The following is a 19,757-nucleotide window of genomic DNA, read 5'->3' on the forward strand; positions in this document are numbered from 1 at the left end:
CGGACAACGTCCGATTAATGCGATCGGGAAATAAGAGGTTGACTGGCCGGCGATCGCCGGCGCGGGACAACTTGCCGCATGCCTCTGGCTGTGCGCCGACGAGCCGGTCAAGCGCGCGCCAGCACCAGCACGTTGCCGGCAAGGATCGCGGCGGCGCCGGCGAGCACCGGCCAGCCCAGCGCAAGGTGCTCGAACAGCGCGGACAGCACGAGCGCGACGAGCGGCACCAGCACGAGCGTATAGGCCGCGCGGCCGGGACCGAGCCGGCGCACCAGCTCGAAATAGAGCATGAAGGTGATGCAGGACGCGGCGATCGCGAGATAGAGGAAGCTCGCCACGTAGGAGGGCGAAATGTCGGCTACAAACGGCGTGCCCGTCGCGACGGCCCACAGCGCGCTCGCCGCCGCGCCGACGAACGCGCCCCAGCCGAGCACGGAGGCGACAGGCAGTCCGGCGCGCTGGTTGCGCGCACCGACCGTTGTCCCGGCGCCGGTTGCGATGGCCGCGGTGAGCGCCCAGGCGAATCCCGCAAGCGGTGCGACTCCCTGCGCGGCGGCACCGGGCAGGAAGATGATCGCCAGTCCGAGGATGCCGCACAGCGCGCCCCACACGAATCCGGAAGAGATCGGCACGCCGAGTGCGGCACGCGCGATCACGGCCGCGAACAGCGACGATGTCGACAGCACGAGTGCCGCAAGCCCGCTCGGCATGCGTGCGGTCGCCTCATAGAAGGCGATGAAGGCAATGGCGAAGAACAGCAGGCCCTGCAACGCGACCGCCGGCCGGTCCTTGCGCGGGATCGCAAGCGGCACGCCGCGCATCCGGCTGTAGCCGAGCAGGATGACGCCCGCGAGCACCATGCGCAGCGCGACCGACCACGGCGCGGGCGTCACGCCGGCCTGCATTGCCGTTGCCAGCGCGCCGCCGCCCCAGAGCAGCGCGGTCACTGCGAACAGCAGGGCCGTCATGGCGCGCCGGCGTCATCGCGCAGTGCGCGCCAGCCGTCGGCGTCGATCCGCGCGCTTTCTCCCTCAAGCCGGGTGAGGGCGGAGTCGAGTATTGTTCGCTCGCTCTCCGAGAGCCGCGCCAGCAGCCGCGCCTCGATCGCGCTGCCGAGTGCGGCGATCCGGTTGAACGCGGCCCGGCCGCTGCGGGTGATGCTGACGGCGGCGAAGCGTCGGTCGGACTTGCCGGAGCGTCGCACCGCGAAGCCGAGCTCTGTGAGCTGGCCGATGCCGCGGCTGACCGCGAACGGATCGAGCGCGCAGGCGCGGCCGATCTCGGAGGCGTTGGCCGCGTCGCGCTCGGCGATGACGGCGAGGATGCGCCAGCCCGCCTGGCTCAATCCGAACGTCTCGCCGTAGAAGCGCTCGAGCGGGCGGGCGACCTGCGCCGCGACCAGGAACAGGCGGTAGGGCAGCCATGCGCTTAGCTTGAGGCCATCATCGAACGCGGGGGCAGCGGTTTGCTTCATGCCGGTGAGGCTCGCATAGTTAATTGCAAAGTGCAAGCATATCACAAACATGGTGATGCGGTCTGACCACCTGCGCGAAAAATCCCGACACACTTGTCACTCCCGCTCGCCAGCACTGCCGAGCCAGATTGCGGCATGGCCAATGACGAACGGCCGCCGGCGCTGGAACCGCGCTCGGGGAGCGGAGTTCGTCCAAATCGGAGATGGAGAGACCATCATGAATAAATCATCTGAAAACGATCGCGGCGGACTGGCAGCGATGCAGACGCCGCCGGTGGTGTCACGGGAGGCGTGGGAGGCGGCGCGCCTGGAGATGCTGGTGAAGGAAAAGGCCCAGGTGCGGGCACGCGACGCGCTTGCGGCGGAGCGGCGGCGGATGCCCTGGATGGCGGTCGAGAAGCCGTATGTCTTCGAAGGACCGAACGGAAAGGCGAGCCTGCTCGACCTGTTCGAGGGCCGCCGGCAGCTGATCATCTACCGCGCCTTCTTCGAGCCCGGCGTGTTCGGCTGGCCGGACCATGGCTGCCGCGGCTGTTCGCTCGGCGCCGATCAGGTCAGTCACCTCTCCCATCTGAACCAGCGCGACACCACGCTGGCTTACGCCTCGCGCGCGCCGCAGGCCGACATCGCGCGGCTGAAGGCGCGGATGGAGTGGGACATGCCGTGGTACACGATCACCGACAGTTTTGACACCGACTTCGGCGTTGCCGAGTGGCACGGCCACAACGTCTTCATCCGCGACGGCGAGCGGATCTTCCGCACCTATTTCGTCAACAGCCGCGGCGACGAGGCGATGGGTACGGTGTGGAGCTATCTCGACATCACGCCGCTCGGCCGCCAGGAACTCTGGGAGGACTCGCCGAAGGGTTATCCGCAGAGCCCGACCTACAAATGGTGGAACTGGCACGACAATTACGACGCCGAGGCCACGCCGAACGCAAAATGGGCGGCGGTGACCGATGCCGGCGAGGCCGCGTTCCGCAAGATCGCGGAGCAGGAGCGCAAAGCGACGTAAGGGGTAGAACGGGGAGAACGCGCGGCGTGCTTCCGAGGGCTTCGGTTTTGATTGGATCAGAACCGAAGCTCCCGCTCCTTGTCATGCCTGCTTTCTTGACGCGGACCGGCGTCCGCCTCGCTCGACGCTCTAGGCGGTGTGGACAGTTATCGCAGCCATAGGACGATGGCTGCGAGAGTGATGACGGCAAGGTAATTTCGGGCGGTCTTTTCGAAGCGGGTTGCGACGCGGCGGAATTGCTTGAGCTTTGAGAAGCAGCATTCGACGAGATGGCGCTGGGCATAGAGATGCTTGTCGAGCGGATACTTGAGCGCGCGTGACGGGTTGTTGGGGATGACGGCGAGCGCGCCCTTGGCTGCAATGTCCTGGCGCAGGTGATCGGCGTCATAAGCCGTATCGGCCATGAAAACCTCGGCAGGCAATCCCTCGATCAATGTGGCGGCTTGCGGTGCATCGCCCTTCTGGCCTGCGGTGATCGTGAACCGTACCGGACATCCCAAGCCGCGAACGGCCATATGTATCTTGGTGCTCAGGCCGCCGCGCGAACGGCCAAGCGCCTGATCTTCAGACCCCCTTTTTTGGCCCCGGCAGCATGCTGATGGGCTCGAACAATGGTGGAATCGACAATCAGATATTCGAAGTCCGGATCGTCGGACATTGCCTCGAAGATCCGCCACCAGACGCCTTTGGCACTCCATCGGCTGAAGCGCCGGAACGCGCTGTTCCAATCCCCGAACGCTTCCGGAAGATCACGCCAGGGAGAGCCCGTGCGAACGATCCACAGCACACCTTCCACGAACATCCGATTGTCGCGCCCGGTCGAGCCCTTCTGGTCAGGCCGGCCTATGATCAGCGGCGCCATCCGCTCCCAAGCCGCATCGCTCAACACCAGACGATCCATCACACCCAAGACTGCCTCCCAAAAGCAGCCTTGAATCTGATTTGCTCCTAAAAGGGAATCCTTAGAGTCCACACCGCCTAGCGGCCATTGTCCTTGGCCGAGAGTGCCTTCAGCGCCGACAAGGTCTGCCGCAGCCCGCGATCGAGGCGCTTGTCGCGGCGGATCACCACCGCGAGCCGGCGGTAGAGCTTTGGTGACAGCGACCGGACGACCAGGTCGCGCTGCTTGGTCCTGGCGGGGACGGCCATGCCGGGCAGCACCGCACAGCCCAGCCCGGCGCGCACCATCTCCTTGATCGCCTCGACGCTGCCGAGCGACATCAACGGCTTCAACGACACGCCGCCGCGGGCCAGCCACTCGTCCGCGGTGCGCCTGGTGTTGCCGCCCGGCTCGAACAGCAGCACCGGCCTGGTCGCCAGCACCTCCGGCGTGATCCGCGCCGGCAGTTGCATGTCGCGGGGCGCGATCAGCACGAACTCGTCGTTCATGACCGGCGTGATCTCGAAGCTGCGTCCCGACACCGGCAGCGTGACGAGCGCGATGTCGATGGTGTTTTCCTCGACCGCCCTTGCGATCTCCGCGGTGTTGCCGGTCGTGACCGTGATCTCCAGCGAGGGCAGCGCGGCCCGTAACTCTTTTAAGATCGGCGGCAGCAGGAAGATGCACGCGGTCGCACCAGTGCCGAGCCGCACGCGGCCTGCCGTTCCCGTCGTCTGCTGTGCAACGGCGTCGACCGCCGATGCCACCGCCGCATTGATCTGACGCGCATGGGAGAGCAGCGCGACGCCGGCGGCGGTCGGTCTGGCCTTGCGTCCGACCCGCTCGATCAAGGTCGCATTCAGGCTGCGCTCGAGCTGGCGCACCTGCAGGCTCACCGCGGGCTGCGTGAGTTGCAACCGCTCGGCCGCCGCCGAGAAGCTGCCGCAGTCGATCACGACAGCGAAGCTTTCGAGATAATCGAGGTTGAGGTTCTTCATCAAAGTATCTCTTATACCGCGCATAAGCTGTCAAAGCTTCACTTATATAACGGCGGGGCGCATAGTCCGGCAAGCGACGGCTTCGGCAGACCGGGAGCAGGCATTGTCCGGCCTCAAGTCCATTGGCGGTGTCATCGTCGAGCTAGGGCGCTATCTTGCGGTCTCGCCGCATTCGCGCATCCGCCGCCGGCAGGCGCTGCGCGAGCTCGATGATCGCCTGCTTGCGGATGTCGGACTGTCGCGCAGCGATGTCGAGATGAGCCCGTGGTGCCCGCAACGTGCACCGACGCGCCGTCGAAGCACGGGCATGATGCCGCTAGACGAGGCAAGGATGAGAGACAACGAAGACACCGTGATCCGCGACGCCACAGAGGTCGACATGGCGGAGGTGCAGCGCATCTACGCGCACCACGTGCTCAACGGGCTGGCAACCTTTGAGGAAGTGCCGCCGACACTCGACGAGATGCTCGGGCGCCGTGCCGCCGTGCTGGCCGCTGGGCTGCCATATATCGTGGCCGATATCGACGGACGGGTGGCCGGCTACTCCTACGCGACAGCGTACCGGCCGCGGCCGGCCTATCGCAACACCATTGAAGACTCGGTCTACGTGTCGGAAGCCCTGCGTGGCCGCCGCGTCGGCGCGGCGCTGCTGCGGGCGCTGATCGAACGGTCGGAGGCGGGACCGTGGCGGCAAATGATCGCCGTGATCGGTAACAGCGGCAACGCCGGATCGATCGCGCTGCACCGTCGCATGGGCTTCGAGATGGTCGGAACGTTGAGGTCGGTGGGCTTCAAGCTCGGGCAATGGGTCGACACCGTGCTGATGCAGCGGCCGCTGGGGCCGGGCGCTTCCACGCTTCCGTCAGACAGGGAAACGGCCCGGTGATCGCACGCCGGGTCGTGATTGCCCTCGGGCTGGCTCAACTGATCTCGTGGGGCGCGACCTACTATCTGGTCGGCGGGTTCGGCGAGCAGATCGCCGCGGATCTCGGCTGGAGCCGCGACATCGTCTACGGCGGATTTGCCGCGGCGCTCTTGGTGATGGGCGTGACGTCGCCCCTTGCGGGCAGGTGGGTGGACAGAAGCGGCGGCCGGCAGGTCATGGTCGCGGGCGCCGCGATCAATGCGCTCGGCTGCGCCGGCCTCGCGGTCTCGCACCAGATCGGCAGCTATTTCGCATCCTGGATCGTTCTTGGCCTCGGCATGCGGCTGACGCTGTACGATGCCGCCTTCGCGGCGCTGGCCCGGATCGGCGGGCCGGAGGCGCGCCGTGCGATGTCCGGGATCACCTTGCTTGGTGGCTTGGCCGCCACCGTGTTCTGGCCGCTCGGCCATGCGCTCTCGGACCATTTCGGCTGGCGCATCGCGGTGCTGGTCTATGCCGGCATTGCGCTATTGACGATCCCGCTGCATCTGCTGATTCCGAACCAGCGATTTGCCGGCGTGCCGGGCTCTGCGGTGGCATCAAGGCAACCGCGCGCGGTGGGGCGGCGGCAGCTTGCAGCGGCGAGCGGGCTCTATGCCGTGACCATGACCGGCGCGAACTTTTTGAACGCCGGCATGTCCGCGCACATGATTGCGGTGCTCACCGGCCTCGGGCTTACCGTCACCGTTGCGGTCTGGATCGCAACGCTGCGGGGGATCGGGCAATCCGCCGCGCGCCTCTGCGAAGTCCTGTTCGGCGTCCGGATCGATCCGCTTGCGCTCAACCTGATGGCCTGCCTGATCATGCCGCTCTCCTTCATCGCCGGCCTGTTCAGCGGATCGGCGCGGGAGATGGGGATTGCGTTTGCGCTGCTCTACGGCGCCTGCAACGGCATTCTGACCATCACCAGGGGAACGCTGCCGCTCATCCTGTTCGATCATCGCAGCTATGGCACGCTGGTCGGCCGGCTCATTGTCCCGAGCTTCATCCTGCCGGCGGCGGCGGCGCCGCTGATCTATGCAATCGTGATCGACCGGTTCGGCGATGCGAGCGCGCTCTATCTCTCCACCGGTCTCGCCCTGGTGACGCTGCTTGCCGCCATCCTGCTCAAGCTGCTGTTTCCGCCGCCGCTCGCGGCCGCGAAGCAATAGCCGCGTCGGCGGTGTCGATCTCAACCCGCCGCCGGCTGGCGCGGCAGCCACAGCGACAGCCAGCCGCCGAGCGCCAGCAGCGCGACATTGCAGCCGAGCGCGATCGTGAAGGCGTGCGCGTAGTCGTCGGCCTGCGGATGCGGCCCGAGCAGGCTGTAGAAGACGCCGCCGATAATCGCGACGCCGAGTGCGGCGCCGATCTGGAAGGTCGAGATCATCATCCCCGATGCCAGCCCGGCATGGCGTGGATCGATGCTGCCGATCACAGCCTTGATCACCGAGGGCATCACGGTGCCGAAGCCGAGCCCGCCGCAGATCAGGCCGAATTCGAGGCTTTGCGGAAGCGCGCCACCGACCGACAGCATCACGACACCGAAGCCTGTGACCTGGAGCGCAAAGCCCAGCGTCAGCGTGCGGGCACCGAGCCATTGCATCACCAGCGATGATACCAGCGAGCTGACGAAGAAGCCGGCGGCAAAGGGCAGGGTGGCAAGGCCGGCCTCCAACGGAGATTGGTGCAGGCCACTTTGCAGGTAGACCGCGAAGGTCAAATAGAACGACGACAGCATGTAGAAGGCGAGCGCCATCACCAGCCCGATCACGAAATCGCTGTTGCGCAGCAGATGCGGCGCGACCAGCGGATCGCCGCCACGGGCTTCGAGGCGCGCCTCGAAGCGGACGAAAGCGTCGAGCATCAGCGGAGAGGCCAACAGCATCGCGACGATCCAGATAGGCCAGCCGGATTCCCGGCCCTCGATCAGCGGATAGATCAGAAGGCCGAGCGTGAGCGACAGCAGGATGACGCCGCCGACGTCGAGCCGCTGCGCGTGCGCGGCGCGCGAGTCGGTCAAGAACAGCAGGCCGCAGACGAAGGCGGCGAGGCCGATCGGCACGTTGATCAGGAAGATCGCCTGCCAGGCCAGTCCGAACGGATGCGCCGAGACGAGCACGCCGCCCAGCAGCTTGCCGCAGATATTAGCAAGGCCGAAGGTCGCGCCATAGAAGCCGAGCGCGCGGCCCTGTTCGGCCGCCGGAAACAGCACGCGGATCGAGGCGAGCACCTGCGGCGCCATCACGGTCGCGGTCAGGCCCTGCAGGATTCGTCCGGCGACCAGCATGGCCGGTGACCACGCGATGCCGCACAGCACGGATGCGATCGTGAAGCCGGCGACGCCGGTCAGGAACATCCGCCGCCGCCCCAGGAGATCGCCGAGCCTGCCGCCGGTGATCAGGAAGACCGCATAGGTCGCGGCATAGGCCGAGATCACGAACTGCACCTCGCTCGGGCTGGCGCCGAGATTGTCGCGAATGACCGGCAGTGCGAGGTTGACGACGTTGAAGTCGAGGATCGGCAGGAAGGCGCCGGTGAGCAGCACCGGCAGCGCCAGCCATCGCCGCGGATCGATCGCCGAGGGCCGCGTGTCGTGCAATTGCAACGTCTCGGTAGTCTCGCTTGTCACCTGCCAGCTCCTCTGCGTTGCCAGCGCGGCACACGAGGTGCGCCCGTCGGCCGAACTTTTCGGGAAGATGGCCTGTTTGTCCGTGATAAGGTATTCGCCAACTCTGCCAATTGAGTTTGCAAAAATGAACAGCCCGCTTGACTGGAATGACCTTCGCCTTGTCCTTGCGGTTGCGCGGGAAGGCAGCCTCTCGGGGGCGGCGCGCCGGCTCGGCGTCACGCATTCCACCGTGTTTCGCCGGCTCGCCACGATCGAGGATGCGATCGGAACGCGGCTGTTCGAGCGCTTCCGCGACGGCTACGCGCCGACGCCGGCGGGCGAGATCGCGGCGGCGTCGGCAGCCCGGCTGGAGGACGAAGTGCTTGCGCTCGAGCGCAAGCTGGCGGGGCAGGACCTCAGGCCGTCGGGGCCGGTGCGGATCACGACGACGGACACGCTCGGCGCGGTGCTGATGCGGCATCTGCCGGCGATGCGCGCCGCGCATCCGGAGATCCAGCCGGAGATCATCATCTCGAATGCGATGGCGAACCTGACGCGCCGCGAGGCCGAGATCGCGATCCGGCCGACGCCGGCGCCATCCGAATTGCTGGTCGGACGGCGCATTGCCGATATTGCCCATGCGGTCTACGGATCGCGCGCCTATCTCGCCCGCCGCGTCGACGGGGATCTGTCGGTGCACGACTGGATCGGGCTCGACGATGCGCTGGCGGGGACCGTCATCGCCGGCTGGATGCGCGAGAACGTGCGTTCGGTGCGGATCACCTGCCGGGTCGATGCGCTTCCGGCGCTGCGCGATGCTGCTGCGGCGGGATTGGGGCTTGCCTTGCTGCCCTGCTATGTCGGCGATCTCGCGCCCACGCTGCGCCGCCTGACGCCGAAAGCACTGGCGGAGCCGCGCTCGGCGCTGTGGTTATTGACGCATGACGATCTCAAGCGCACCGCGCGCATCCGCGCGACGCTCGATTTTCTCGCCAGGGCGCTCGCCTCGGAGCGTGCGCTGTTCGAGGGAAAGCGCGCCGGAAGGGCGCGCCGCTAGTGTCCCGAATCCGAAGTTCGCATCATTTGCCGCACCTTCGGAGCGAACTTCGGATTCGATAAGGACACTAGCAAACTTATGATTCTAGTGTGCTTTGTGAATGCGAAGTTCGTGAAAGTGGCTGCCGCGAAATCGCACGAACTTCGCATTCAGCACACTAGCCGGCCGGCGCGCAGACCGTTCAGGAGCCGACAACTTCCGTGACGGTATGGATGTCCTCTGCCGCGCGATTCGCAGGCATCCGATGATGCTCGCGAAAGGCACCAACGATCGTCTTCAGGACCGCGCGTGATTTTGCATCTGACAGCGCCGACAGCAGCATGATCTCGGACGGCGGCAGGGCAGGCAGGCCGAGCCGCCGGCTGACCTCGATCGTCCCGGCCGGGGCGAGCCGGCGGGAGAACACCGACGTAGCGAGGCCTGCGGCGACCGCATCGGCGACAGCAAAGGACCCACAGCCCAGGAAGCTTTCCGTCCACGGGATGTTCGCCGCCGCCAGCGCGCGCGTCGCGATGTTGAGCACGCCGCAGGACGGCGAGGAGGCGGCGAGCCGCAGCGGCTCGCCCGCGCGATGGACGAAGTCCGGCGTGGCGAACCAGCCATAGTGGTCCGTCGCCAGCATCTCGCCGTCGCGGCGGTCGTCCTCGCGGCGGATGATGGTGGCATCGATCTCGCCGCGGTCGAAGGCGTCGAGCAGGTCGCGGGAATCCTCGAGCCTTACTTCGATGGTGAGCGCCGGGTCGTGCGCATGCAGCCGCGTCAGCAAGGTCGGAACCTCCGCGCCTCCGACATGGGTGGCAATGCCGAGCGAGAAGCGACGCGGGCGCACGGGCGACAACGCCGCGACGGCGCGATCATGCGCGGCGAGCAATTCCTGCGCCGGGGCGAGGAAAGCTGCGCCCTGCGCCGACAGGCGCACCAGGCGCGGTGTCCGTTCGATCAGCCTGTGGCCGAGCTGGCTTTCCAGCCGCTTCAACTTGACGCTGATCGCGCCCTGCGTGGTGCCGAGCGTTTCAGCGGCGCGCGTAAAGCTCTTGAGATCGGCGATGGTCACGAATGTCCTCACGGCGTCGACGTCGAGCGTGGTCATGTCAGTCATCCGGATTTGTTGTCTCTGAAATATCTAGTCATCCAATTCACCACTGCTCAAGCCATGACTAGCTTTGCGTTGTGAAGCGCCGTGGCCACCCGATTCCTGCCGCTGCTGCCTCAATACATCGTGAGTCGATCGACCGACGCTGCTGCCAGCACCCTGGCAACAGCGTGCGGTACTCCGTTGGCTTGCCACAACAAAAGGCCTGATCATGTCTACTGAACTGAGCCGCCGCGGCGCTGTCGTGCTGTCTGCCGTATGCCTTGCCTGCCTGATGTTCGGATTGGAGATTTCCAGCATCCCCGCGATCCTGCCGACGCTGGAGCGGGTGCTGCATGCCGACTTCAAGGCGCTGCAATGGATCATGAACGCCTACACGATCGCGGTCACCACGGTGCTGATGGCGATCGGGACGGTGGCGGACCGCTACGGCCGCAAGCGCATCTTCCTGGTCGCGATCGCGGCATTCGGCATCACCTCGCTGATCTGCGGCGTCGCCTCGAGCGTCGAAACGCTGATTGTCGCCCGGTTCCTGCAGGGCCTCAGCGGCGGCGCGCTCTTGATCTGCCAGATCGCCGTGCTCTCGCACGAATTCCAGGGCGGCCGGGTGCGCGCCGTCGCCTGGGGCTGGTGGGGCGTCATCTTCGGCATCGGCCTCGGCTTCGGCCCGATCATCGGCGGCGCCGTCGTCGCGGTGCTGAGCTGGGAGTGGGTGTTCCTCGTCCACGTGCTGTTCGCGGCCGCGGCGTTCGTGCTCACGATCGGCGGTGTGCATGAATCGAGGGACCCAAAGGCCAGCAGCCTCGACGTCGCCGGTATCGTGACGATGTCGGTCGCGGTGTTCTGCCTCGCCTTCTACATCACGCAGGGGCCGGATCTCGGCTTCGTCAGCTTGAAGGGGCTTGTGATCCTCGGCGTCTCCGCGGCGAGCTTCGCCGCGTTCCTGGTTGCCGAGAGAATCAGCCGGCGGCCGATGTTCGACTTCTCTGTCTTTCGGATCCCGGCTTTCTCCGGTTCGATCGTCGGCTCGGCGGCGATGAACCTCAGCTACTGGCCTTTCATGATCTATCTGCCGATCTGGTTTCATGCAGGCCTCGGCTATGACAGCGTGTCCGCGGGACTTGCCTTGCTTGCCTACACGCTGCCGACGCTGGTGATGCCGCCGTTCGCCGAACGACTGTCGCTGCGCTATCAGCCCGGACTGATCATTCCGGTGGGGCTGTTCACGATCGGCGCCGGATTCATGCTGATGAAATTCGCCAGCGCCGCCGCGCAGCCGGACTGGCTGACGATGCTGCCCGGCTGCCTGCTCGCCGGAATTGGCCTCGGCATCACCAACACGCCGGTCACCAACACGACGACCGGCTCGGTCTCGAACGACCGCGCCGGCATGGCCTCGGGCATCGACATGAGCGCGCGGATGGTTTCGCTTTCGGTCAACATCGCGCTGATGGGCTTCATCCTGGCAAGCGGCGTGCTGGCGCATCTGAAGGCGGTGCTACCGGCGCTGGACGGCGCGCAACTTCGCGCGATCGGCGAGCGGATCGCGGCCGGCGACGTCGCAGCCGCGCCGGAGCTGACCGGCCCGGTCGTGCATCAGGCACTCGCGAGCGGCTTCGGCTGGGTGATGCTCTATGGCGGCATCGGGGTGTGGGTCATGGCCGCGCTCAGCTTCCTGATCTTCAATGCGCGGCCGGTGCGGCAGGCCGAGGCTCACGGCACGAAGTGAACACGATGTCGCCGTGCCTGCCCAGGCGCCGGGGCGGGTAGGCGGTACCGGTCACTTCACGAGGGTCAGCAGCGGCTTGTCCTTCTCGACGATGTAAGTCGCAAGCTCGCTGGCGGTGACGTCGCCGACATTCCTCGCCGCATGGACCGTGCCGGCGGGAATGAACAGCACGTCGCCGGCCTTCAGCCTCGCCGGCGGCCTGCCGTCGACGTCGTATTCGAGGGTGCCGGCGAGCACGTAGATGATTTCTTCGCCCGGATGCGTGTGGCGGCCGAAGGCCTTGCCCGGCGCGATGTCGACCCGCACCTGCACGGCTTCATGCCCGCCGACGCTGAGGTCGTGGCGCTGCAGGTCGGTTCGCGTGAAACCAGTCGGTTGCTGCGCCTGTGCGCTCGGTATGGTCAGGAGGCTTGCGGTGAACAAGGCCGTCCTTGCGAGCAGGCGCGTTGCCTTCATCAGCTTGCTGGTCATCTTGAACTCCAGTCTTCTGGACTTGCCCGACCGCGAGCCGGCAAGCGGCCGGCCCGCGTCGGAGATCGTCATGTGCTCGTTTCAGACGAGGGTGGTCGTGACATCGATGTTGCCGTGGACCGCCTTGGAGTAGGGGCAGATGCCGTGCGCGGCTTCGATCAGCTCCTGCGCGACCTCGCGCTCGACGCCGGGGACGTGGACGTTGAGGCGGGCGCTCAGGAAGAAGGCGCTGCCGGCCTGGTTCAGATCGATCTCGGCGTCGACTTCGGGCTCGCTCGCGAGCTTGACCTTGCGCTGACCGGCGGCGAGCTGGATCGCGCCGATGTAGCAGGCCGACCAGGCGGCCGCGAACAGGTTTTCCGCGGCGGGGTGCGGCTGCGGCAGCTTGACGTCGAGGAAGCCGTCGCGCGAGCGGGCGGCGCCGTTCGGGCCGGCGGTGACGTGGGTCTTTCCGGTGACGAGAACCTTTGCATTGGTGGTCATGGCGAGCTCCTTTGGTGAATATAGATCGTATCCGATCTAATCGTGTGCGCGTCGAAATAGGCTTCAGGCTTGATCGTGTCAAGCACTTCCGATTTAATCGGATGCGATTTATATGGACTGCGACATCACAAACTCCGGAGACGTCCGTGACCCGCACCTCCAAGGCCGAGACCAAGGGCCGAAAACTCTCGAATTTTCTGTGCTTTGCGGTCTATTCGGCCAATCTGGCCTTCGGCCGCGCCTACAAGCCGATCCTGGATGCGGTCGGCCTGACCTACACCCAATACATCGCCATGGTGGCGCTGTCGGAAGAGGACGAGCAGACCGTCAGCGCGCTCGGCGAGAAGCTGTTTCTGGAATCCAACACGCTGACGCCGATCCTCAAGAAGCTCGAGCAGAGCGGCTATATCAGCCGCGTCAGAGATCCCGCCGATGAGCGGCAGGTTCGGGTGAGCCTGACGGCGGCGGGCCGGCGCCTGCTCGACAAGGACATCAATGTGTCCCTGGTCGAAGCCACCGGGCTCGGAGACGAATTTCCCGTCGTGCAGAAGACCGTCGCGAGGCTGCGCGACAATCTGCTGCGCAACACGCGCACCGATCCGAAGAAGGGCTGATCCTGCGGGCCAGATTGTAACGCGCTGTATCCGCGCCGCGCCCTTCCGCATTTTCGCCACGGCGCGACCGACAACTCCGCGCCGCTTCAGGGATGACGCGGAGGAGAACGGCGATTGCCGCGTCACGCCGGCAGTCCGGGTCTGATCAAAAGCGGCCGGGTGGCAGGGGCAAGCGATTCTGAATCTTGCTTTAACCGGACACGAGCTCAGGAAGTACGGGTCGCGACGCGCTCGTCCCGCTTCGATCCGATCCGAGGTGCACGGGCCCCGGCAATTTGATGCGGACAAGAAGGCCGTGCTGCGTGTTGTCGTGCAGCGACAGCTCGCCGCCATGCCCGCACACCATGGCCTGAGCGATCGAAAGACCAAGTCCGAAGCCGCTTTTCTCGTCCATGGTGCGGGCCTCGTCGCCGCGGACGAACGGCTTCAGCATTTCGGCCCGGCGGTGCTCTGGAATCCCCGGACCGTCGTCCGAGACATCGATAGTGACCCTATCGGTTGACGCGGTCAGCCGGATATCGACTTCGCTGCCGAACCTCAGGGCGTTCTCCACCAGGTTGGTCACGGTGCGGCTGATCTCGCTCGGGCGGATCAGGAGCGAAGCCCTGGTCGGGCCCTCGTAGCGCACGACATGACCGCAATCGGAGAATTGCTCGCAGATCGTCTGCAGCAGCGCAGCGACGTTCACAAGCGTCGGCTTCGCCGCGCTGCCGCCGCTCAGGAATGACAGCACGGATTCCAGCATGGCCTGCATCTGGTCGAGGTCGTGCAGGGTCTCCGCACGCTGGGCATCGTTTTCGATATATTCGGACCTGAGCCGCAGCCGGGTGATCGGTGTGCGCAGGTCGTGACTGATGGCGGCGAGCATGCGCGTGCGGTCATTCATCAAGGTGGTGATGCGTTCGCGCATACGATTGAGCGCGACCGCTGCGGCGCGGATTTCCTCCGGGCCGGTCTCCGGCAGCGGCGCGTCCGCCTGGCTGATGCTGAAATTCTCGGCGGCGCGGGCGAACGCGGACAGCGGCGCGCTGAGCGCGCGGCCGGCCCACACGCCGAGCAGCGTGACGCTGACGAACAGGAACAGGAACGTGCTGACCCAGAATCCGCCGAAGAACGGCGGCATTTTCGTCGGGCCGATCGTCGCTTCGAACAGGACTCCGTCCGGCAACCGAGCCGCCGCCGGCGCGGTCTTCGAGGAAAACTCGTCGATATCGTCGACGCCGGGCGGCTCTGACGAAGCACCGTCAGACGAGCCCGGACCTGCGTCGCGCAATGTGAGGTGCAGGCGAGGAAAGGCTCGATCGGCCGCGCGCAACAGCGTTGCGCGATCGGCCGCAGGGGCCTCGGCCAGAAGCTTGGCAACCAGCTGGAACTGATGGATCGGCCTGTCCGCGAACGATCTCGGCTTCTGGCTGACGAAATAAAGCCCGATCAGCGCATGGATGAGCACCAGAGAAAGCAGGATCAGCGCGGCGATCTGGCCACTGATCCGGTGGAAGCTGAAAAGCGCGGCAATCCTGCGGGTCCCGCTCATGCGTCCTCCACATGCGGCGTGAAGATGTAGCCGCCGGTGCGCACCGTCCGGATCACCGACGATCCTTCGCTCGTATCGAGCTTGCGGCGAAGCCGGCTGACCAAGACGTCGATGCTGCGCCCGAACGGACTGGCCGGCCGGCTGCGCGTCATGGTCAAGAGGCCATCCCGCGTCAGGATCCGGCCGGGCCGCTCGCAGAACACCTGCAGCAGGTCGAACTCCGCGCTGGTCAACGGGACCTGGGCGCCGTCGGGATCGCGCAATTCGCGCAGGCGAAGATCGATGGTCCAGTCCTGGAAGCGCCGGCGGGCGGCGCTCTGGCCCGAGCGCCCGGCAAGGCCGGCCTGGGCCTGGCGGCGCAGCACCGCGTTGATCCGCGCCAGCAGCTCGCGCGGATTGAACGGTTTGGCGAGATAATCATCCGCGCCCATCTCGAGCCCGAGGATCCGGTCGAGGTCTTCGCCCTTTGCCGTGAGCATGATGATCGGGATCGTCGAGTCGCCGCGCAGGCGGCGACACAGGGTCAGTCCATCCTCTCCGGGCAGCATCAGATCGAGGACGACGAGATCGAGCGAATGCCCGGCAAGGTAACGATCCATTTCCCTGCCGTTCGAGGCCGTGGCCACCAGGCAGGATTGGTCGCGCAGGTAGCGGGCGATCAAGTCTCTGGTCGGCAGATCGTCCTCGACGATCAGGATCTTCGGAGTGTGTGCAAGCATGATCCGCGACTGGGTCCTCATCATAACGTCATTGGCGCGCGTTCCAGCGCGCTCAGCCACCAATTGACCAGCATACGCGTCGCTTGTGGGCGGCATTGCGCCTTTTCGTAAGCATAATGTTTCTGAACTGTAAGCGTCGCTCGCAGCCCAAAGCAATCCGCGATGCTGGCCGCGTCGCATCGCGCTCACAGTCCCAAACCACTGGAAATAATCCCGCAATCCGGCAGCCACACCGCAGCCATCACCATCCCGTCACAACGAGCTTGTTGTTCGCGAGGTGTGGAATGAAGACGTGGCGGGGCTTTGTCGCGGCGATCGTGCTGTCGGGGTTTTCGATCCCGGGGACGCCCGTGATATGGCCATTGTTGACTCCGGCGGCGGCCCAATCGGTTGACGCGATCACGGTGGAAGGCAACCGGAGAGTAGAGGCGGAGACCATCCGCTCCTATTTCAGGTCCGGACCTGGCGGCCATCTCGATCAGGCTGCCATCGACGACGGGCTCAAGGAGCTGGTCGGGACGGGGTTGTTCCTGGACGTCAAGATCAATCAGGCGGGCGGCAGGATCGTCGTTTCCGTGATCGAGAATCCGGTGATCGACCGCGTCGTGTTCGAGGGCAACAAAAAGATCAAGGACGAGCAGCTCTCGGCCGAAATGCAGTCCAAGCCGCGGGGCACCCTGTCGCGGTCGATGGTGCAGTCGGATGCACTGCGGATCGCCGAGATTTATCGGCGCTCAGGCCGCTACGACGTGCACGTCACGCCGGAGATCATCGAACGCTCGAACAACCGCGTCGATCTCGTCTTCACCGTCGATGAGGGAGCGAAGACCGGCATTAAGACCATCGAGTTCATGGGCAACAACAGTTTTTCGGCGGTGCGCCTGAAGGACGTGATCAAGACCCATGAGACGAACTTCCTGAGCTTTCTCGGCAACGCCGACATCTATGACCCGGATCGGGTCGAGGCCGATCGTGACCTGATCCGCCGCTTCTATCTGAAGCACGGCTACGCGGACGTCCAGGTCGTGGCAGCGCTCGCCGAGTATGATCCGGCGCGCAAGGGCTTTCAGGTGACGTTCAAGATCGATGAGGGGCAGCAGTACCGCGTTGCGACGGTCGGTTTCCGTTCGAACATTGCGGGCTTCGATCCGACGACGCTGCGTTCATTGTCGCGCGTCGGCGAAGGCTCGCTCTACAATGTCGAGGCGGTCGAGAAATCGGTCGAGGACATGCAGATCGAGGCGTCGCGCCGCGGTTACGCCTTCGCGGTGGTTCGTCCGGACGGCGCCCGGAATTTCGAGGCCCACACGGTGGGGATCATGTTTCGCGTGGAGGAGGGGCCGCGCACCTATATCGAGCGGATCGACATTCGCGGCAACGGCCGCACCCGAGACTACGTGATCCGGCGCGAGTTCGATCTCTCCGAGGACGATGCATATAACCGTGCGCTGGTCGATCGCGCCGAGCGGCGGCTGAAGAATCTCGACTATTTCAAGACGGTCAAGATCACCACCGAGCCCGGCTCGACGAGCGATCGCGTCGTTCTGATCGTCAACCTGGAGGAAAAGTCGACCGGCGACTTCTCCGTGTCTGGCGGTTATTCCACGACGGACGGCGCGCTCGCCGAGGTCAGCATCTCGGAGCGAAATCTGCTCGGCCGTGGCCTGTTTGCCAAGGCAACGGTCAGCTACGGCCAGTACTCGCGCGGCCTGTCGTTGTCCTTTGTCGAACCGTATTTGCTCGACTATCGCGTCGCGCTCGGGCTCGATGCGTATTACAAGGAGCAATTGCCGACGGACTACACGACCTATGGCGTGAAGACGATCGGGTTCTCGCCGCGGCTCGGCCTGGCCTTGCGCGAAGACCTGACCCTCCAGTTGCGATACTCGCTCTATCAGCAGGAAATCTCGCTCGATAGCGCCTACGCGAACTGCAACAACAATCCGTCCAACCCGTCGCTCGCGTTCAATCCGACGCCTGCCTACATCCAGAGTGTGCTTGGCGGCGTCGATCCCACGAACTCGGTCTCGTCAGGGCTCTATGGGTATGGCTGCTATGGCGACGGAGAATCCACCTTGCCGGTGCGCAAGGAGCTGGCCGCAGGGGCGACCTGGACCTCGCAGATCGGCTACACCCTGAGCTACAACACCCTCGACAACAACAAGAACCCGACCGACGGCCTGCTGATCGACTTCAAGCAGGACTTTGCCGGCGTCGGCGGCGACGTGACATATCTGAAGAGCGCGGTCGACGCGAAATACTACACGCCGCTGGTGTCCGACCTGATCGGACTGATCCACCTGCAGGGCGGCCTGCTCACCAAGGTCGGCGACAATGATCTGCGCATGCTGGACCATTTCCAGATGGGGCCGAACCTGGTGCGCGGCTTTGCCACCAACGGCATCGGCCCGCGCGACATCACCTATGCGAGCCTTGGCGCAGTCGGAGACGCGCTCGGCGGCACCAAATATTGGGGCGCGTCGATGGAGCTGCAGATGCCGTTCTGGTTCCTGCCCTCCGAGGTTGGGCTGAAGGGGGCCGTCTATGCGGACGCCGGCTCGCTCTGGGGTTATCAAGGCCCGACGTCGTGGGCCGCAACCGGCGAGGTGAATACGGCTGCTTGCAAATGCGGCCTTCAATACGACGATGGGAACGTGGTGCGAACCTCGGTCGGTGTCGGCCTGATCTGGGCCTCGCCGTTCGGCCCGCTGCGGTTCGATTACGCCGTGCCGATCACGAAGGGCAAGTACGACATCGTGCAGGAGTTCCGGTTCGGAGGCGGGACGTCGTTCTGAACCGACAGTCGCTCCGCTTGCCGGACCGCGCCGCGGATTGCGGCCAGCGTGACGCCTGCCATGCCGCCCTGCGGCTTGCGGTATCAGGCGAAGCGGGGCAGGCTGCATTGGTTCAATTTCCGATCCGAGGCAATCCATGTCACGCGTGTCAATCAAGACCAGGAACGACCTGCCGAGCGAGCTCAAGCCGCTGTGGGACAAGATGACCACCTATGGCGCGTTCGAGAACCAGGCCGGCGTCATGGCGCAGCGCCCGCCGATCTTCAAGCACATGTGGTCGCTGCTGGTCGATCTCGCCGACGAGGCGGTGGTCTCGAAGCGGCATCTCGAGCTCGCGCTGGTGACGGTGTCGCTGCTCAACAAGTGCGATTATTGCGTGTCGCACCATGCGCCGAAGCTCGCGATCCAGGGAGTTTCGGAAGCGGGCGCCGAACGGCTGCTCGACTATCAGGATCATCCCGAGCTCGATGCGCTCGACAAGCTCGTGGTCGAATATGCGATCGCCGTAACCAACAACTGGAACAAGACCCGCGACGAGATATTCGCACGGCTGCGCGAACATTTCTCGGAAGCGCAGATCGTCGAGCTGACATGGCGGATCGCGCTGTGCGGCGCGTTCAATCGCTTCAACGACATCTTGCAGCTCGATGTCGAGCAGGGCGTTCCGCAGCGTGAGGCCGCGGAATGACGGCCTGATCAGGCCTTAGGTAGGACGCCGCCGCCGAGCGTCGCCAGCACGAAATCGGCCCGCGCGGATGGCGATAGCTTCGGCAGGCTGATGACGTCGTAGCCGAGCGTCGGAAGCGTCTCCATCAGCCGCCGATGCTCCGCCGTGGCTGCTTCGAAGCCGTGCCGCCGCTCCGAATCGGTAACGTAAATCTCAGGCCATGGCGGCGTCATGAACACACGACCGTGGTAGCGATGGATGGAGCAATTCGGGTGCAGCACCGGCTCGCCTGTCAACGCCTGGAGCGCCGACGCCGCGTCGACGAGGCCGCGATCGAAGAACACCCATCCGGAATGGGCTTTGGCCATCTCCATATCTTTCAGTGCGACGTCAATGGCGCGATGCAGGAATGCTGCCGCATCGACCCACGGCAGCGCCTTGCCGCCGGACGCGAGCTCATGGGCGATGATACGGCGGCCGGGCTCCTCGACGACCGGATAGCCGCGCGCACGCAGATCGGCCAGCAGCGTCGATTTTCCGGCGCCGGAGCAGCCGGAGATCAGGACGAAGCGGTTTTGCAAAGGGTGTCCTTTCATCGATCATGACAAGGCGTGGGCCGGCACTCCGCGGATGCGGGTTGCCGGATAGGCCAGAAATTTTGGGGAAGAAGGCGCGCGGAAATGTCTCGACGCGCGGAGTGAGCATAGCCTCGA

General features: G+C 65.3%; 19 protein-coding genes. 8 read left to right on the top strand and 11 right to left on the bottom strand.

The genetic code is table 11. From position 1 onward, the window contains the following. Positions 1-107: 107 nt before the first annotated feature. Together ACVW1B_RS10870 and ACVW1B_RS10875 are read right to left on the bottom strand one after the other, a co-directional pair. Entirely contained in the window at positions 108-968 is an 861-nt protein-coding gene (locus ACVW1B_RS10870; RefSeq protein WP_456780701.1) for a DMT family transporter, read from the bottom strand. Continuing rightward, positions 965-1,474, bottom strand: a complete 510-nt coding sequence (locus ACVW1B_RS10875; RefSeq protein ID WP_253608990.1) for a MarR family winged helix-turn-helix transcriptional regulator — start codon at positions 1,472-1,474, stop codon at positions 965-967. The genes ACVW1B_RS10870 and ACVW1B_RS10875 overlap by 4 nt, the downstream gene beginning before the upstream one ends. A 217-nt stretch (positions 1,475-1,691) precedes the next feature. Between ACVW1B_RS10875 and ACVW1B_RS10880 the strand changes: the two genes are divergently transcribed. Next, complete coding sequence (locus tag ACVW1B_RS10880) at positions 1,692-2,489, top strand: DUF899 domain-containing protein (RefSeq protein WP_456780700.1); 798 nt, start codon at positions 1,692-1,694, stop codon at positions 2,487-2,489. A 146-nt stretch (positions 2,490-2,635) separates the two neighbouring features. Here ACVW1B_RS10880 and ACVW1B_RS10885 read toward each other — a convergent pair. Further along, a protein-coding gene (locus tag ACVW1B_RS10885) for an IS5 family transposase (RefSeq protein ID WP_092083899.1) occupies positions 2,636-3,399 on the bottom strand; the annotation gives its coding sequence in 2 pieces (ribosomal slippage) (positions 2,636-3,061 and positions 3,064-3,399; 762 coding nt in all). Between the two features lie 68 nt (positions 3,400-3,467). Continuing rightward, positions 3,468-4,367, bottom strand: coding sequence for a LysR family transcriptional regulator (locus ACVW1B_RS10890; protein WP_456780699.1), 900 nt, complete (start codon positions 4,365-4,367; stop codon positions 3,468-3,470). A gap of 103 nt (positions 4,368-4,470) precedes the next feature. Here ACVW1B_RS10890 and ACVW1B_RS10895 point away from each other — a divergent pair, with 103 nt between their 5' ends. Both ACVW1B_RS10895 and ACVW1B_RS10900 read left to right on the top strand, forming a co-directional pair. Beyond that, on the top strand, positions 4,471-5,253 hold the full coding sequence (locus tag ACVW1B_RS10895) for a GNAT family N-acetyltransferase (protein WP_253608987.1): 783 nt from the start codon (positions 4,471-4,473) through the stop codon (positions 5,251-5,253). Beyond that, complete coding sequence (locus ACVW1B_RS10900) at positions 5,250-6,443, top strand: MFS transporter (protein WP_456821604.1); 1,194 nt, start codon at positions 5,250-5,252, stop codon at positions 6,441-6,443. The genes ACVW1B_RS10895 and ACVW1B_RS10900 overlap by 4 nt, the downstream gene beginning before the upstream one ends. A 20-nt stretch (positions 6,444-6,463) precedes the next feature. On the opposite strand, the gene ACVW1B_RS10905 is transcribed toward ACVW1B_RS10900, so the two are convergent. Further along, positions 6,464-7,903, bottom strand: coding sequence for an MFS transporter (locus tag ACVW1B_RS10905; RefSeq protein WP_456780698.1), 1,440 nt, complete (start codon positions 7,901-7,903; stop codon positions 6,464-6,466). Between the two features lie 124 nt (positions 7,904-8,027). Between ACVW1B_RS10905 and ACVW1B_RS10910 the strand changes: the two genes are divergently transcribed. After that, positions 8,028-8,939, top strand: a complete 912-nt coding sequence (locus ACVW1B_RS10910; protein WP_456780697.1) for a LysR family transcriptional regulator — start codon at positions 8,028-8,030, stop codon at positions 8,937-8,939. A 181-nt stretch (positions 8,940-9,120) separates the two neighbouring features. On the opposite strand, the gene ACVW1B_RS10915 is transcribed toward ACVW1B_RS10910, so the two are convergent. Next, positions 9,121-10,029, bottom strand: coding sequence for a LysR family transcriptional regulator (locus tag ACVW1B_RS10915; RefSeq protein WP_456780696.1), 909 nt, complete (start codon positions 10,027-10,029; stop codon positions 9,121-9,123). A gap of 214 nt (positions 10,030-10,243) precedes the next feature. On the opposite strand from ACVW1B_RS10915, the gene ACVW1B_RS10920 reads away from it, so the two are divergent. Beyond that, on the top strand, positions 10,244-11,761 hold the full coding sequence (locus ACVW1B_RS10920; RefSeq protein WP_253608982.1) for an MFS transporter: 1,518 nt from the start codon (positions 10,244-10,246) through the stop codon (positions 11,759-11,761). Positions 11,762-11,812: 51 nt separating this feature from the next. Here ACVW1B_RS10920 and ACVW1B_RS10925 read toward each other — a convergent pair whose 3' ends face one another. Beyond that, positions 11,813-12,217 carry a cupin domain-containing protein gene (locus ACVW1B_RS10925; protein ID WP_253610029.1) on the bottom strand — a complete coding sequence of 135 codons (405 nt, stop codon included), beginning with the start codon at positions 12,215-12,217 and terminating at the stop codon, positions 11,813-11,815. Between the two features lie 96 nt (positions 12,218-12,313). After that, complete coding sequence (locus tag ACVW1B_RS10930) at positions 12,314-12,715, bottom strand: Ohr family peroxiredoxin (protein ID WP_253608981.1); 402 nt, start codon at positions 12,713-12,715, stop codon at positions 12,314-12,316. A 146-nt stretch (positions 12,716-12,861) separates the two neighbouring features. Here ACVW1B_RS10930 and ACVW1B_RS10935 point away from each other — a divergent pair, with 146 nt between their 5' ends. Continuing rightward, the gene (locus ACVW1B_RS10935) at positions 12,862-13,329 is read left to right on the top strand and encodes a MarR family winged helix-turn-helix transcriptional regulator (protein WP_253608980.1); all 468 of its coding nucleotides are present in this window, start codon (positions 12,862-12,864) and stop codon (positions 13,327-13,329) included. A gap of 190 nt (positions 13,330-13,519) precedes the next feature. Here the strand turns inward: ACVW1B_RS10935 and ACVW1B_RS10940 are convergent, their stop codons facing one another. Both ACVW1B_RS10940 and ACVW1B_RS10945 read right to left on the bottom strand, forming a co-directional pair. Further along, positions 13,520-14,863: an ATP-binding protein gene (locus tag ACVW1B_RS10940; protein WP_253608979.1), complete on the bottom strand. Its 1,344-nt coding sequence runs from the start codon at positions 14,861-14,863 to the stop codon at positions 13,520-13,522. Continuing rightward, a complete protein-coding gene (locus ACVW1B_RS10945) occupies positions 14,860-15,582 on the bottom strand; it encodes a response regulator (RefSeq protein WP_456821605.1) in 723 nt (240 codons plus the stop codon). Before ACVW1B_RS10945 ends, ACVW1B_RS10940 begins: the two co-directional genes overlap by 4 nt. Before the next feature lie 284 nt (positions 15,583-15,866). Here ACVW1B_RS10945 and bamA point away from each other — a divergent pair, with 284 nt between their 5' ends. After that, the gene (gene bamA, locus ACVW1B_RS10950; protein ID WP_456792155.1) at positions 15,867-18,377 is read left to right on the top strand and encodes an outer membrane protein assembly factor BamA; all 2,511 of its coding nucleotides are present in this window, start codon (positions 15,867-15,869) and stop codon (positions 18,375-18,377) included. Between the two features lie 136 nt (positions 18,378-18,513). Further along, positions 18,514-19,065 (top strand): carboxymuconolactone decarboxylase family protein, encoded by a 552-nt coding sequence (locus ACVW1B_RS10955; RefSeq protein WP_057019813.1) that lies wholly within the window; start codon positions 18,514-18,516, stop codon positions 19,063-19,065. 8 nt (positions 19,066-19,073) lie between these two features. Here the strand turns inward: ACVW1B_RS10955 and ACVW1B_RS10960 are convergent, their stop codons facing one another. Further along, a complete protein-coding gene (locus ACVW1B_RS10960; RefSeq protein WP_456780693.1) occupies positions 19,074-19,640 on the bottom strand; it encodes an AAA family ATPase in 567 nt (188 codons plus the stop codon). Positions 19,641-19,757: the final 117 nt, after the last annotated feature.

It is taken from the genome of Bradyrhizobium sp. USDA 4502 (genome assembly GCF_054063355.1).